This window comes from Litorilinea aerophila, from assembly GCF_006569185.2.
GTDB lineage: Bacteria > Chloroflexota > Anaerolineae > Caldilineales > Caldilineaceae > Litorilinea > Litorilinea aerophila.
The window spans coordinates 47,133-61,856 of record NZ_VIGC02000033.1; the positions used below are offsets into that span (position 1 = coordinate 47,133).

The 14,724-nt window shown below is 63.6% G+C and carries 10 protein-coding genes; 2 read left to right on the top strand and 8 right to left on the bottom strand.

Going from position 1 to position 14,724, the window contains the following annotated elements; translation table 11 throughout:
* Window positions 1-93: 93 nt before the first annotated feature.
* The 8 genes from FKZ61_RS20025 to FKZ61_RS20060 all read right to left on the bottom strand — a co-directional run bounded on the left by FKZ61_RS20025 (window position 94) and on the right by FKZ61_RS20060 (window position 10,067).
* Window positions 94-1,200 (bottom strand): metal ABC transporter permease, encoded by a 1,107-nt coding sequence (locus tag FKZ61_RS20025; RefSeq protein WP_141611920.1) that lies wholly within the window; start codon window positions 1,198-1,200, stop codon window positions 94-96.
* A gap of 43 nt (window positions 1,201-1,243) precedes the next feature.
* Window positions 1,244-2,380 (bottom strand): iron chelate uptake ABC transporter family permease subunit, encoded by a 1,137-nt coding sequence (locus FKZ61_RS20030; RefSeq protein ID WP_141611921.1) that lies wholly within the window; start codon window positions 2,378-2,380, stop codon window positions 1,244-1,246.
* A gap of 2 nt (window positions 2,381-2,382) precedes the next feature.
* A complete protein-coding gene (locus tag FKZ61_RS20035) occupies window positions 2,383-3,228 on the bottom strand; it encodes a metal ABC transporter ATP-binding protein (RefSeq protein ID WP_141611922.1) in 846 nt (281 codons plus the stop codon).
* Window positions 3,229-3,242: 14 nt separating this feature from the next.
* Window positions 3,243-4,202 (bottom strand): metal ABC transporter solute-binding protein, Zn/Mn family, encoded by a 960-nt coding sequence (locus tag FKZ61_RS20040; RefSeq protein WP_141611923.1) that lies wholly within the window; start codon window positions 4,200-4,202, stop codon window positions 3,243-3,245.
* A gap of 471 nt (window positions 4,203-4,673) precedes the next feature.
* A complete protein-coding gene (locus tag FKZ61_RS20045; protein ID WP_141611924.1) occupies window positions 4,674-5,489 on the bottom strand; it encodes an ABC transporter ATP-binding protein in 816 nt (271 codons plus the stop codon).
* Window positions 5,482-7,893 carry an FtsX-like permease family protein gene (locus FKZ61_RS24105; protein WP_141611925.1) on the bottom strand — a complete coding sequence of 804 codons (2,412 nt, stop codon included), beginning with the start codon at window positions 7,891-7,893 and terminating at the stop codon, window positions 5,482-5,484. The genes FKZ61_RS20045 and FKZ61_RS24105 overlap by 8 nt, the downstream gene beginning before the upstream one ends.
* Before the next feature lie 4 nt (window positions 7,894-7,897).
* Window positions 7,898-9,226 carry an HlyD family secretion protein gene (locus FKZ61_RS20055; protein ID WP_141611926.1) on the bottom strand — a complete coding sequence of 443 codons (1,329 nt, stop codon included), beginning with the start codon at window positions 9,224-9,226 and terminating at the stop codon, window positions 7,898-7,900.
* A 172-nt stretch (window positions 9,227-9,398) separates the two neighbouring features.
* Window positions 9,399-10,067: a nitroreductase family protein gene (locus FKZ61_RS20060; RefSeq protein WP_141611927.1), complete on the bottom strand. Its 669-nt coding sequence runs from the start codon at window positions 10,065-10,067 to the stop codon at window positions 9,399-9,401.
* Window positions 10,068-10,320: 253 nt separating this feature from the next.
* Here FKZ61_RS20060 and FKZ61_RS20065 point away from each other — a divergent pair, with 253 nt between their 5' ends.
* Both FKZ61_RS20065 and FKZ61_RS20070 read left to right on the top strand, forming a co-directional pair.
* Window positions 10,321-10,536, top strand: a complete 216-nt coding sequence (locus FKZ61_RS20065) for a hypothetical protein (RefSeq protein WP_141611928.1) — start codon at window positions 10,321-10,323, stop codon at window positions 10,534-10,536.
* Window positions 10,524-13,769, top strand: a complete 3,246-nt coding sequence (locus tag FKZ61_RS20070; protein WP_141611929.1) for a tetratricopeptide repeat protein — start codon at window positions 10,524-10,526, stop codon at window positions 13,767-13,769. Before FKZ61_RS20065 ends, FKZ61_RS20070 begins: the two co-directional genes overlap by 13 nt.
* Window positions 13,770-14,724: the final 955 nt, after the last annotated feature.

Below are 14,724 nucleotides of genomic sequence, written 5' to 3' on the forward strand. Positions count from 1 at the left end.
GAAGTTCTGAACATTTCCGGTCGCGATTCGGACCGTTTTCTGACGACAGCGCTTTCTGGCTATCTCGGGTTCGGGGATGCGTTGGGCCGCGCCTCAATGGACCAAAGCCTGGCGGGCCTGGCGCCGTCCTTCCTCCGTCAGCAAGAGGGTCCCGTTCTGCCGCTGGATCAGGCCGTGGCGCTCAGCCTGGCGGACCACCCGCAGGGCAAAGTCCGGGCTCCAGCGCAGCTCTTCCTCCAGATGCGCCAGCCGGTTTTCCGCCTCGGCTTCCGGGCTGCCTTCGTGGTGGAGCAGATGAATGACCAGCATGGCCTGGGCAAATTCCCAGCGCTGGCGCTGTCTGCGCCGGGCGACAGCAACGATCCCCCGCCCCGGCGCGAAGAGGAAGACGGCCACAAAAATGGCGCCGGTGACGGTGGCCATGGAGCCGGCAATGTTGGCATCCAGCAGGCGGGCCAGCCAGTAGCCGCCGATGGCGCTGGCCACGCCTATCAGGACGCTCAGGCCCACCATCCGCTCCAGACGGTCCGTGAGCAGGTATGCCGCCGCGGCCGGTGTGATCATCAACGCCACCACCAGGATCGATCCCACCGCGTCGAAGGCCCCCACCGCCGTGATGGAGACCAGAGTCATCAGCCCGTAGTGGATCAGGCCCGGCGAGAAGCCCAGGGCCGCAGCCAGGCCCGGGTCAAAGGTGGCCAGCTTGAGCTCCTTGTAGAAGAGGAAGATGGCCAGCCCGTTCAAGAGCAGGATGATCCCCATCACCACCAGGGCCCGGGGCAGATCCCAGCCCCACAGGATCAGCCGGTCGAAGGGCGCGAAGGCCAGCTCGCCCAGCAACACGGCATCCACGTCCAGATGCACGCCCCGGGCAAAGCGGGAGATGAGGATCACGGCCACGCTGAAGAGGGCCGGAAAGACCAGGCCAATGGCCGCATCCTGTTTGACCAGCCGGGTGTTGTGGAGTAGCTCCACCAGGCTGACCGTCGCCACGCCCATGGCCGCGGCGCCCACGATCAACAGGGGAGATTCCAGGCTGCGGGTGAGGAAAAAGCCCAACACGATCCCAAGCAACACCGTGTGGCTGATGGCGTCGCTCATCATGGCCATCTGCCGTAACACCAAAAACACGCCGGGCAGGGCACAGGCTGCGGCCACCACGGCTGCAATCAACTGGATTTCAACTTGGGTGACACTCATGGCTGACTTCCTTCTGGCCTGTCTGGAGAGACAGGGGCGGGTTTCAATCCGGCGGCTGGTAGCTCTCGGCCAGGCGGCGGGCTGCCTGGAGACCGGCCGGGGTCAGGGCCCAGTGCTCGTCGTCCACCTGCCGCACCAGCCCACGCTCGGCCAGGACGGCCAGGCTGCGGCGCACGCCCCGCTGTCCGGCGCCCATCACCCGCAGGCTGGCCACCGCGTGGGGATGGCTGGGATCCGGGTGCTGCAGGGCCAGCTGATACAGGTTCAGGAGCACCTGGTCCGTGTGCAGGCGCTGCCGGTTTCGCCGCTGTTGCAGCCAGTTCCAGCCCAACCCCCGGTTGGGTGCCAGCAAGAAGGAGAAGAGCGCGATGGCGCTGATGCAGAGGACGATGACCGGCCCGGTGGAGAGGCCGCTGGCCAGCCCACTGATCAGGGTGCCGGCCACGCCTGCCAGGGCGCCAAAGAAGGCGGCCAGCGCCACCATCACCCCCAGGCGATCCGTCCACTGGCGGGCGGCCGCGGCCGGCGCCACCACCATGGCGCTCATCAACACCACCCCCACCGCCTGGAGGCCGATCACGATGGCCACCACCAGCAGGGTGGTGAGCAGGATCTCCAGCGCCTGCATGGGGTAGCCCAGGCTGGCTCCAAAGTCCCGGTCGAAGCTGAGCAGCTTGAACTCCTTCCAGAAGAGCAACATCAGCAGCAGGGCCAGGCCACCGAAGAGGGCCATGGTGGCCACATCCCGGGCCAGTAGGGTGGCTGCCTGCCCGAAGAGAAAGTGGTTGAGGCCGGCCTGCCGGGCGTCGGGATTGCGCTGCAGAAAGGTCAGCAACAGCAGGCCGAAGCCGAAAAAGACCGAGAGGATGATGCCCAGGGAGCTGTCCTGTTTGATGCGGGTGTAGCGGTTGATGGCCACCATGAAGAGGGTGCCCAGGATGCCGGCCGCGGCCGCCCCCAGCATCAACACGGCCGGGGTCTTCAGGCCCGTGAGCATGAAGGCCAGCACCACGCCCGGCAGGGCGGCGTGGGACATGGCATCGCCCAACAGGCTTTGCCGGCGCAGCATGGCAAAAGAACCCAACGCCCCGCTGACAATCCCCAGGGTAGCCGCGCCCAGGGCCACCGTGCGCAACGTGTAGTCAAATACCAGCCCATGCAACAGGCCGCCAATGTCCATGGTTACCTCCCGCGCGGAACAGCGGCCGCATCCCCAGGCAGGTCGGCCGCTCGGGCGCTGCGGTCTGGCTCTGGGGCACGGGCCTCCTCCCCACTGTTCTCCCGGGCGTTGCGGTGTAAAAAGGCCACCCGCCCGCCGTAGGTGAGCCGCAGGTTCTCCTCGGTGAAGACCTCGCTCACCGGTCCGCTGGCAATGCGCCGCACGTTGAGGAGGGTGACCCAGTCGAAGTATTCGGGCACCGTCTGCAGGTCGTGGTGGACCACCACCACCGTCTTGCCGGCCGCGCGCAGCTCCTTGAGCAGGGTGACAATGGCCCGCTCTGTGGTGGCGTCCACCCCCTGGAAGGGTTCATCCATGAAGTACACCTGAGCGTCCTGGACCAGGGCCCGGGCCAGGAAGGTGCGCTGCTGTTGTCCGCCGGAAAGCTGGCTGATCTGGCGATGGGCGTAGGCCCGCATGCCTACCTTGTCCAGCGCCTGGAGGGCCAGCTCTCGCTCCCGGCGGCCCGGCCGCTTGAACCAGCCCAGTGCGCCGTAGCGCCCCATCATCACCACATCCAGCACGTTGGTGGGGAAGTCCCAATCCACGCTGCCCCGCTGGGGGACATAGCCCACCAGCCGGCGCTGCTCCGCGTACGGTCGTCCGTAGATGAGGACCTGGCCTGCCGCCACCGGCACCAATCCCAGGATGGCCTTGATCAGGGTGGTTTTGCCGGCGCCGTTGGGCCCCACGATGGCCATCAGGGTGTTGCCGGGCACCCGCAGGTCGATATCCCAGAGCACCGGCTTGTTGCCGTAGGCCACGGTCAGGTCTGTCACCTGGATGGCATCGGTCGTTGGCGTTGACATGGCCTCTTTTCTCCTCAGGACTGGCCAAGCAGGGCGTTGACAATGGTGTCCACGTTGTGGCGGACCATGCCGATGTAGGTGCCTTCCGGCGTGCCGGGGTCCCCCAGGGCGTCGGAGAAGAGCTCCCCGCCGATCTGCACCTGGAAGCCCTGGGCGGCCACCGCAGCCTGCAGCGCCTCGATGTTGCGCACCGGCACAGACGACTCCACGAAAATGGCCGGGATCTGGCGTTCGACGATGAAATTGGCCAGGGCGCGCACATCCGCGGTGCTGGCCTCGGAGGCGGTGCTGATGCCCTGGAGCCCCCGCACTTCAAAGCCATAGGCCCGGCCGAAGTAGTGGAACGCATCATGGGCCGTGATGAGCACACGCCGTTCCGGCGGGAGCTGGGCCACCTTGTCCAGAATCTCCTGGTGGAGGGCTGCCAACTCCTGGAGGTAGGCCGCGGCCCGGGCCTCGTACTCGGCCGCATGCTCGGGATCGTAGGCCGCATAGGTATCCCGGACGGCCTCCACCGCTTTCATCCACAAGGTCACGTCAAACCAGACGTGGGGATCGTAGGCGTCCTCGTAGGCTGCCCAGGGCAAGAGCAGCTCCTCGGGGATGGCCTCGGCCACGGCGGTAACCGTCTTGCGACGCCCCAACTGCTCCAGGATTTCGGCCATCTGAGCTTCCAGGAAGAGGCCGTTATAGAAAATGATTTCCGCGTTCTGGAGCAGCTCCACGTCGCCTTCGCTGGCCACGTAGAGATGGGGGTCCACCCCGGCGCCCATGAGCCCCGTGACGGCGACCCGGTCGCCGCCCACGATCTGGGCGATGTCGGTGATCTGGCCGATAGTGGTCACCACCTGGATGGGCCCGTCGCCCGGGCGGGGGCTGTCCGCGGCAGAGGCTGCACAGGCGCTCAACAGGCCCACGAGTGTTACCAAGAGGAAGGCGAGGCTGAGACGGTGGGGCGTCGATTTTGCTGACATGATGGAAGCTCCTTTGGATCAAAACCTTCTGTGTCTCTTTTCGGTGTAGAACGCTTTTTTCGGGCGAGTTAAGACAAGGATTACGGTAGTGCGTCGTCAATGTTTTTAGTCGTGACTAAAAATCTTTTTGGATGATAACATCAGTTCTGGTTTTGTGTCAACTAAAAACAAGGGGGCGAAGAGGGGCCGGCGCCGCATCTGCGGATGCTCATTCCGCAGATGGGCAGAGATTGCGGCGGGGAGTCGGCCTCCTGCCCGGAAAAAGGACGCGGATTCGCACAGATGAACGCAGATTCCGCAGTTTTCATTCCGTGCGCCTTCAGTGCGCCGAGGAGGATGAAAAATCTGCACGATCCGCAGGTCACGCAGGGATACGTGACCTGGGGTTCCGTTGGGTGCAGATGTCCGGCCAGGCGACCGGACCTGCCAATCCCCGTCAATCTGTGGATTCAATCCAGGGGGAACCTGCGTCTACGCGGGGCGGAGCTGGGGGATGGCGGGATCTGGCTGCCCGTCGGTGGAGGGGGCCTGGGGACCGGCTTCATGCAGAATGGCGCCGTCCGCGATGGTGATGGTCCGGGTGACCCGGCGGGCCAGGTCTTCGTCGTGGGTCACCATGAGGATGGTCTTGCGCTCGGCCACCAGGCGGGTGAAGAGCTGGAAGACGGAATCCGCGGTTTTGGAATCCAGATTGCCGGTGGGCTCGTCGGCCACCAGCAGGGGCGGATCGTTGGCCAGGGCCCGGGCGATGGCCACCCGCTGCTGTTGCCCACCCGAGACTTCGCTGGGCAGCTTGTGGGCGTGGTCGGCCATGTCCACCTGCTCCAGCAGATACATGGCCCGGTCGTAGCGTTCTGCCGGGCGAAACATGTTGCAGAAGTCCATGGGGAGCATCACGTTTTCCACACAGGAGAGCATGGGCAGGAGCTGGAAGAACTGGAAGATGATGCCGATGTGGCGTCCCCGCCATTCCGCCATTTTGCCCTCGCTCAGATCATTGATATGGGTGCCGCCCACCCAGATGTCGCCCGAGGTAGGTCGGTCGATGCCGGTGATCATGTTGATCAGGGTGGACTTGCCGGAGCCAGACTTGCCCACCACAGCCACAAACTCGCCCTCGCCGATCTGGAGGTCGATGCCCCGCAGGGCCACGAATTCGCCGACGGGGGTCTGGTAGGCCTTCACCACCTGTTCCAGGCGAATGAGGGGGCTGCCCTGAGGAGGCTGACCATCGCTGGGCCGAAGGCGTGTTCCGGGTTTTTCCGGCTTCTGGAAACGGTTATTCATAGCTCAACACCTCGCGTACCGTCAACTGGGAGGCCCGCCGCGCCGGCAGGAAGCTGGCCACGCCGGCCAGCAGCAGGACGATCACCAGCCAGAGGATGGCCCCGCCCGTGGAGAAGATGTAGGTGGGCGCCGCCCGCAGCAGGGCCATGCCCACCGTCATGGTCAGGATCCGGCTGGCCGGCAGGGCCAGCAGGCCGCCCACCATCCAGCTGATCAGGCCGATGATCACCCCTTCCGTGAGTACGATGCGCAGGATGGCGTTGTTGGAGGCGCCGATGGCCCGCATCACGCCGATTTCTCGGGTACGTTCCAGGACATTGATGCTCATGGTGCCCATCAGCCCCAGGCCGCCCACCACCCCCAACAGCACGGCCATGGCCAGCAGGAAGAGGATGATCACGTCGAACACGGTGCTGATGGTGGCCCGAAGCTGGCCGATGGTCTGCATCTGTTGCACCCGAAAGCCGCTGCGCCGATACAGGTTTTCAATGCGCTCCCCCATGACCTTCTGGTTCTCAGGGCTGCGGTCGTCCAGACGGACCAGAGAGACCTGGGCCCGGTCAATGGCGTTGGTCACCTGGCCAAAGTAGTCGAAGTTCACGAAGGCGTTGGCGCCTGTCAGCACACCCCGGACGATGCCCACCACCACCCATGTTCGCTCTTTGCCGTCCACCTTCAGGGTGATGGTATCCCCCACCTGGATGTCCTCCTCCGTGCCCAGAACGTCGGTGTTGATCACCACCGCGTTGGCGTCGCCGGGCTGGAGCCAGCGGCCCGAAACCAGGATAGGGTTGAGCATGGTGGAATCTGGCCTGGGCGCGTAGACGATGATGTTGTCGCTCTCGGTGCCGTCCGGCCGGACCCGGCGGGCGGTGCCGAAGCCCCAGGTCTCCACCTCTTCCACGCCGGGCAGTCCCATCACCTGCCCCTGGATGCGGGCCGTCCGGTAGGAGCGGTCGAAGATCACCTGGACGTCGTAGTCGAAGTAGGTCAGCGCGTCGTCCAGGGTCTGCTGCAGGGAGGCCCGGATGCTGAAGATGGAGATGAAAATGGTGCTGGCCAGGGAAAGGGTGATCAGCGTCAGCAGCAGGCGTGCCTTGCGCCGGAAGGTGTTGCGCAGGGAGATCTGCAAGGGGCGGCCGATGGGGATCACGTGGCGCAGGGCCACGATCACCCGGTCCACCAGGCTGTGGCCGAAATGCCCTTTGCCCAGCCCGTGTTCGCTGATGGCCTCCCGCACCGTCACTCGGACGCCCCGCAGGATGGGCACCACTGCAGCCAGGACCGGCGCGCTCAGGCTGATCACCACCTGGACCAATAGCACCTGGAGATCCAGGTGGAGACCACCCACGTCGAAGTTCAGGAGGCCGGCGAAGAGGGTGGCCAGGCCCAGGGAGCCCAGCATGCCCAGGGGGACCGCCACCAGCAGCGCCAACACGCCAAAGATCACGGCCATCACCAGGTACATGGCCGCAATCTGGCCGGCCCGGGCCCCGATGGCCTTCATGATGCCGATCTGGCGCACATGCTGGGTCAGGATGGCGGAGAGGGTATTGACGATCAGGAAGCCACTCAGAAGCAGGGAAAGCACCCCAATGGCCCCCAGGATCATGGAGAAGGCATCCAGGAAGTTCTGGGCCGGGTGTTCGCCTGGCGTGGGAATGAAGGTGAAGAGCACCGTGGCGCCGGCCCGTTCCATCCGCTTTTCGATCAGTTTGGCCACCTGGTTGACATGCTCCGAATTCAGCCGGTCGCCGGCGGCCACAAAGACCAGCTGGTTGTAATCCCGGGGCTCGCCCAGCCATTCCAGGGTGTCGAAGGTGATGTAGCCGTAGCCCGCGCCGTTGATGAAGGCGGGCAACTGGCTCAGATCGTGGACCGTGCCGGCGATGCGCAGGGTGCGCTCCTTGCCGTTGGGCGCCTCAATCTGCAGGGTGTCGCCAATGTCCACGCCCCCAAGCCCCAACGACGGGGACAGGGATGCCCGCTCCAACAAGAGCGCCCGGTGGGGTGGGGGAAATTCCCCTCGCTCCGGCCGCAGCTTGTTGATCTCCATGGCCTGGTAGTCTGGGATGGCGGTGAGCTGCAGGCTGCGCCAGGCGCCGTCGGCATCCCGGAAGCGCACGTTGACCGCCCGGCGCCCCTCGGCCGCGGCCACCTCGGGCATGGCTGCCACGGCCTGGATCAGGTCGTCGTCGAAGGTGGTCAGGGTGAAGAGGGTGCCGCTGGCCGGGTTCACTGCCGCGTAGGCTGCGGGCAGGTTCTGATCCACCATGCGCTGGGAACCCATGACCATACCGATGGCCCCCACGCCCACAGCGATGGAGAGGAGGACCAGGACGGTGCGGGTCTTGTTGGACCACAGGTCCCGCAGGACCTTGCGCCAGCGGGGCGCGAGCCACATGGGCCTACTCCTCCCTGTCGGGCTGAATGGTCACCGAGGCGGTCATGTTCCAGCGCAGGCGTTCATCCTGGATGTCTGGCTGGATGGTGGCTGTGTAGGTGATGTCGCCCTGTTTGCTTTCGCCCAGGGGGCGGATGCGCACCACCGTGCCGCTGATCTCCACCTCGGGCAGGGCGTCAAAGGTGAGGATGGCCCGGTCGCCCTCCTGAATGTGGACCACGTTGATCTCGGTCAGGTCGTCGGTTTCGATCTGCCAGGCCGACAGGTCGGCCAGTTGGACCACGGGCGTCCCGGCCACCACCTGCTCGCCCACCTGGAGGGTGAGCGCGGCGACGGTGCCCGGGAAGGGGGCCCGCAGTTCCGTTTCGGCCAGGGCGGCCTGGCTCTGCATCAGGTTGGCCTGGGCTTCCATCAGTTCAGCTTCGGCGGCGGCGATATCTTCGGGGCGGGCGCCGGCCTGGCGCAGGGCCAGTTCAGCCTCGGCCCGTTCCACCTCGGCCTGGGCGGCGGCGATCTGTCCGGCAGTGGCCGGCGTGCGGGCCTTGTCCAGGTTGGCCCGGGCCCGTTCCACTTCAGCCTGGGCGGCGGCAATTTCACTTTCCTTGGCCCCGGCGGCCAGCAGGTCATAGCGGGCTTTGGCCGCCTCGTAATTGTTGGTGGCCCGCTCCAGTTCGGCCGCCTGGGGCAGAGCGGCCACGTCGTTGCGCCATTTCACCTGGTCGTAGGCACTCTGGGCCTGTCGTAGAGTCGCCTCGGCATTCTGGAGGTCGGCCAGGGCGGCGATGAGCTGTTCCTCGTCCGCACCGTTGAGCAGGCGGCGCAGGTTGGCCTGGGCGGCAGCCAGGGCGGCTTCGGCGGCGGCCACATCTTCCGGCCGGGAGCCCTCCAGCAGGCTGTCCAGGTTGGCCCGGGCGATGTCCACGGCGGCCTGGGCGGCGGCCACTTCCTCCGGGCTGGGGCCTGCCTTCAGCTTCTCCAGCCGGGCCCTGCTGCTGCGGACCCGCGCCTCGGCCTGGGCGATGGCGATCACCTGGCGCTCATTTTGCAGCCGCGCCAGGACCGTGCCGGCCTCCACCGTATCGCCTTCCTCTACCAGGATCTGGGCCACGATGCCCGTGGTGGCAAAACTGAGGGCGGCGTGCCGAATGGGCACCACCGTGCCATCTACGATCACCACTTCCGGCGCGGTGACGGTGGGGAGGGGCGTGGCGGTGGGTTCGGCTGCTCCGGCCGGAAAGAGGGATGCATCCGGGTTCTGGTTCTGGAGATACCAGTAGCCGGCGCCCAGGACCACGGCCAGGCCGATGAGGGTAAAAACGATCCATTTCTTCATAAACAAGTCCGCATGAGTGGCGCAAAATCAGTGGCGCAAATTCATCATCCGAGAAGTCAAACCACCTACCATTACGGGCGGATTTGCTTCCGGGTTTCAGCAGGGGACGCTTCAGGCGTCCATCTGGGAATCTTTGGCTGAAAATATGGCGGTAGAATATGGCGATAATTCGTCAATAAAAGGTGGCGATCTCATCCAGCGACTTTTTGCCGATATCGGGCACCCGGGCATCCGACGCCGGGTAGCCCACCACCAGGAGCAAGAAGGGGCGTTCGTTGGTTGGGCGCTGCAGGATGCGGTTCAGGAAGTGCATGGGGCTCGGCGTATGGGTCAGGGTAGCCAGGCCTGCATGGTGGAGGGCGGTGATGAGGATACCGGTGGCGATGCCCACTGATTCGGTCACATAGTAGTGCTTGATTTTCTGGGTCTGGGCGACCAGCTCGTAGCTGCGGGCAAAGATGGCGATCAGGTAGGGGGCAATCTCCAGGTAGGGCTTTTCGGGCGTGGTGCCGAAGGGTTGGAGGGCGTCCAGCCATTCCTGGGGCGCGCGGCGGGTGTAGAATTCCCGTTCCTCCGCTTCTGCGGCCAGGCGAATTTCATGTTTCACAGCCGGGTCGCTAACCACGGCGAAATGCCAGGGCTGCATGTTGGCGCCGCTGGGGGCTGTACCAGCTGCCCGCAGGCAGTCCTCGATGATGCTCCGGGGCACCGGCCGATCGGAGAAATGGCGGACGCTGCGGCGTCGGCGCATCTCGGCATAAAATTCTGCCGCCCGCCGGGCCATCTCCTCCACTGGATATTCGCGATAGTCGCGCAAAGGGATCAGTTGCGGCGCACTCATGAAGACCTCCGTGGCAGGGCAGAAACGATAGGCTGCGGAGCCGGCTTCGCCGGCTGATTCTTGTCCAGTATACCAGACGGTGGACGATGGCGCAGAAAGCGGATATCAATAAAGTAGAACGAAACGGTAACTTATGGTAAAAATAGGGTGAATTTGATCTATCTGCGTACGCCATTCCTCACTTGACATTTTTGTCATCCATGTTCAATCCGTGCAAAACATGTTATACTGAACGAAATGTTGGGAAACGGGCGTGGATTTCTTCTTTTCGTCGATGAGCGACCCTGAAACGAACGTGGATTTCGAGCAGGATGACTACCGTCGAACCTGGCCGGCCGTGTGCAGCCAGGCCCGGGCCCAGACTGGCGCCGCCAGCGATGCGACGAACATGACGGATTATGGGCCGGGGTCTGTTGGTGATCTGTCTATTCCTTCGCACCTGGAGTGTCTGTTTTCATGGAACAGCTGATCACACTCACCAAAATCGTTCCACCTCGCCCTCGGCCTGAAGTGGTGCCCCGTCAGCGTCTGCTGGAAATCTTCCAGGAGCTGTTGGACTATAAGCTCGTCCTGGTCATCGCTCCTGCCGGCTACGGCAAGACGGCCTCCCTGATCGACTTGATCCAGCACATCGACATGCCCGCGTGCTGGTATGCCCTTTCTGAAGTTGATCAAGATCCCTACCGCTTCCTGGCCCACTTTATCGCCAGTATTCAGCATCGGTTCCCCAGCTTTGGCGCCCGGTCCAACGCTGCGTTGCAGATGGTGAGCACAGGACGCAGCAACCTGGAACAGCTCCTCACCACCATGGTGAATGAGCTCTACGAGCAGGTGGACGAGCACTTTGTCTTCGTCATTGACGACTATCACCTCCTGAACGACCATCCGGATATCAGCGCATTCATCAGCGATTTTGTCCAATACAGCCCGGAAACCTGCCACCTGATCCTGGCTTCCCGCAAGTTACTCACCATTCCCAACCTGGCCCTGCTGGTGGCCCGGGGGTACGTGGGCGGGCTCGACTTTGAGGATCTGGCCTTCCAGCCGGACGAACTGCAGTTTCTGGCGATGCGCAACTATGGCCTCACCCTGACCCCAGAAGAGGCCCAGGAGGTCTGCCAGCTGAGCGAAGGGTGGATCACCGGATTGCTCCTCTCGGCCCAGATCAAGGGGTGGCGGATGGCCAATCGCCTGCGCATGATCCGGGCTGCAGGGGTGGACCTCTACACTTACCTGATTCACGAGGTGCTGGGGCAGGAATCGCCGGATCTGCGGGATTTCCTGCTGCGCACGTCCGTCATGGACGAATTTGATGCAGAGCTCTGCGAGGCGATCTTCGAGCCCGAGTGGTGTCCGCCTGGGAAGTGCTGGCAGGATATGGTAGACATGGTGGTCCAGCACAACCTGTTCGTGGTCCGGGTGGGCGAAACGGGGGATGCCCTGCGCTATCACCCCCTGTTCCGGGAGTTCCTCCAGCAGATGCTGATCCAGGAGCGGCCGGAAGAGGAGCGGCTCATTGCCCGACGCCTGGCGGACATCTACGTGGCGCGCGGGCGATGGGAGGAGGCCTACCACCTCTACCAGCGGCTGGATCTGCCGGAGCCCATTGCCGCGCTCATTGAACAGGTGGGGTTGCGCCTCCTCCAGAGCGGCCGCCTCAAGACTGTGTTGCGCTGGCTGGCCGAGCTGCCCCTGGGGATGCTGGAAGCCCGCCCGCGGCTTCTGGCGTTGCAGGGATACGCGCTGACCCTGGGGGGGGAAGTGGAGCGGGGCCTGGCTTGCCTGAATCAGGCCATCGAGGCCCTGACTGGCTCGGAGCCCCTGGTCCTGGCCCAGGCGCTGGCCCATCGGTCGGTGGCCCACCGGTTTCTGGGAAACTATTCCAACTCCATCCAGGACGCCCAGCGTGCACTGGATCTTCTAGCTGCCGGGACGGAATCGGCCCAGTCCATTCACGCTCTGGCAGTGCGTTCCCTGGGCCTGGGATACTATGCTGTGGGCGATCTACAGGCCAGCATTCGATGTTTGCATAGCTCTTTAGATTTGTACAAAGCTCTTAACGACCAGCAAAACATGGCCATGGTCTCCATGGATCTGGCCAATTCGTATTTCCTCTCTGGCCAGCACCATCGGGCCCTGCCACTCTTTGAGGAGGCCCTTCAGGCCTGGTCCAGCCTCAACAACCTGGTGGGGCAGGCCAACGTCCTCAACAACCTGGGCGTTCACTACTACGAACATGGCGATTACCTGAAGGCCCTGGACATGTTGCAGCAGTCCCTGGCCTGCGCCGAACAGAGCGGCTATACCCGGATGGAGGCCTTTGCCCTGGCCAGCATGGGCGACGTTTTCAGCGACATGCAGGTCCCGGCCGCTGCCGAACGGCTCTACCAGCGGGCCTATGAACTGGCCCAGCAGCTGGACGAACGCTTTTTGGTGCTTTATCTGGAGCTGGCCCGGGCAGCCCTGGCCTGCACCGGCCGGGATTGGGGCCGGGCCTACACCTACCTGGATGCCGCAGGCAAGCTGGTCCTGGATAAGAGCTCCCAGTATGAATGGGGGCTATATCGGCTGGCCATGGGGCGCTTTTATCTGGCCCAGGATAACCCCGAGCCGGCTCGGGAACCCCTGGAGGATGCCATCCACTGTTTTGAGGCAGGTGGACAACTGGCGGACGCGGCCAAGGCCCGGTTGTTCCTGGCGGCAGCCCTCGCCGGGCTGGGTGACAAAGATGGCGCACAGGAATCTCTTCAGCAGGCCCTGGACCAGATCGCCCTGCTCCAAACCCAGGCACCGGTTTTGCCGGTGGCTTCTCTCCTCAAGCCGGCCCTCCTGAAGATGAGTCGTCAGCGCGAAACGGCAGGCTCGTTATCCCGCCTGTTGGCCAGGGTGGAGGAATTTGAACAATCCTTGCCCGCCCTGCGCCGGCGGCTTCGCTCCAGCCCCTTGCAGGAGATGATGACGAGCGAGCTGGAGCCCCCCACACTGGTCATCCGGGCCCTGGGCCGGGCAGAGGTGTGGGTCAACGGGCGACTGGTCTCCAACAGTGATTGGAAGACGTTGGTCTCCCGGGATCTTTTCTTTTGCCTGCTTGCCCACGAGGAAGGCTTGACGAAGGAAGAGATCAGCGAGATCCTCTGGCCGGAAGCCTCCTTGAGTCAGGTTCGCACCCGCTTCAAGAACACCATTTACAGGCTGCGCAGCGCCATCGGTCAGGACGTCATCCTCTTCCAGGACGACATTTACTACTTTGACCGCACCGTCGATTACGAATATGACGTGGAGATCTTTCTCCAGTGCATCCAAGATGCCAGGCAGACGGCTGATGCAGAGGCCCGGATCCAGGCCTACGAACGGGCTGTGGAGCATTATCGCGGTGACTACCTGCCGGAGGTAGACGGCAGCTGGGTCTGGGCGGAGCGGGAACATTTACGGCGGATCTATGTCGAAGTCAGCCTGGAGCTTGCCCAGCTGTTGTTTCAACAGGGGCAGATCAACGCCGCCCTGGAGCGGTGCCAGCAGATCCTGGCCGATGATCCCTGTCTGGAAGATGCCCACCGCCTGGCCATGCGCATCTATGCGGCCACCGGCAACCGCGCGGCCGTTGCCCGCCAATTTGAACTCTGCCAGAAGGCGCTGCACGAAGAGATTGCTGCGCCCCCTTCCCCGCAGACCGAAGAACTTTACGCGTCTCTAATGCGCTAAGGTGCACTGAAAGCGTTGATGTGCTAAAACCGTTGCACTGATCCCCCGCTTGCCCCCACCGGTGAACATCATCTCCAGGCTCCCCTGACCCTGGTTTTTGGGTTTCATCATCGACCACAACGACAAAGACGGACAACCCTATAGCCGGCGTCCTCTCCTGGGAGGTCGACGGCTATTCCATATTTAGCATTTCTCCAGTAAAGCTTCTCCTGGTGCAGGTAAGGCACAGCGGCCGTCCATCTTTCGTGGGGGGCGATGCTGGGTCGTTCTCTCCTGTTTTTGTTGTAATTCGGTACTTCTTCCAGCCATTTTGAGCACTTTTTTGAAAATGAGCCTCTTTTGATGCCACCTTTGTAGCCCCCCATCTGCGACCATAAGGACAATTCAATATTCAACAGACACAAATTCGACAGTGAACCCACAGTGAACGCAACGAAGGAGAGAGAGACCATGAAGCGCCTGAGCCTGAATCCCCGGTACGCCCGCCTGCTGGTGACGTTGGGTGCGTTGGCCCTGTACGTGTTGAGCGCCGGTGCACCGCTGGCCTCGGGTGGCTGAGCCGCCGGTTGGCATAGCCGATAAGCAGTGTTAGCAGTAACGAGTCTGAGCAGGGAACAGAGAGAAAGCTGGACAGAGAAAGAGCTGGAAGGAGAGAGACCATGAAGCGCCTGAGCCTGAATCCCCGATGCGCCCGCCTGCTGGTGACGTTGGGTGCGTTGGCCCTGTACGTGTTGAGCGCCGGTGCACCGCTGGCCTCGGGTGGCTGAGCCGCCGGTTGGCCATAGTCGAGAGATAGAACTGGTTGTAGCCCAGTTTGCATAGGGAACCGAGAGAAAGCTGGACAGAGAAAGAGCTGGAAGGAGAGAGACCATGAAGCGCCTGAGCCTGAATCCCCGATGCGCCCGCCTGCTGGTGACGTTGGGTGCGTTGGCCCTGTACGTGTTGAGCGCCGGTG

What these genes read in the sequence shown, in the direction of transcription:
- FKZ61_RS20055 (WP_141611926.1), bottom strand. Translation starts at nt 9,226, where the DNA reads ATGAAGAAATGGATCGTTTTTACCCTCATCGGCCTGGCCGTGGTCCTG.
- FKZ61_RS24105 (WP_141611925.1), bottom strand. Translation starts at nt 7,893, where the DNA reads ATGTGGCTCGCGCCCCGCTGGCGCAAGGTCCTGCGGGACCTGTGGTCC.
- FKZ61_RS20035 (WP_141611922.1), bottom strand. Translation starts at nt 3,228, where the DNA reads ATGTCAACGCCAACGACCGATGCCATCCAGGTGACAGACCTGACCGTG.
- FKZ61_RS20060 (WP_141611927.1), bottom strand. Translation starts at nt 10,067, where the DNA reads ATGAGTGCGCCGCAACTGATCCCTTTGCGCGACTATCGCGAATATCCA.
- FKZ61_RS20040 (WP_141611923.1), bottom strand. Translation starts at nt 4,202, where the DNA reads ATGTCAGCAAAATCGACGCCCCACCGTCTCAGCCTCGCCTTCCTCTTG.
- FKZ61_RS20070 (WP_141611929.1), top strand. Translation starts at nt 10,524, where the DNA reads ATGGAACAGCTGATCACACTCACCAAAATCGTTCCACCTCGCCCTCGG.
- FKZ61_RS20045 (WP_141611924.1), bottom strand. Translation starts at nt 5,489, where the DNA reads ATGAATAACCGTTTCCAGAAGCCGGAAAAACCCGGAACACGCCTTCGG.
- FKZ61_RS20030 (WP_141611921.1), bottom strand. Translation starts at nt 2,380, where the DNA reads ATGGACATTGGCGGCCTGTTGCATGGGCTGGTATTTGACTACACGTTG.
- FKZ61_RS20025 (WP_141611920.1), bottom strand. Translation starts at nt 1,200, where the DNA reads ATGAGTGTCACCCAAGTTGAAATCCAGTTGATTGCAGCCGTGGTGGCC.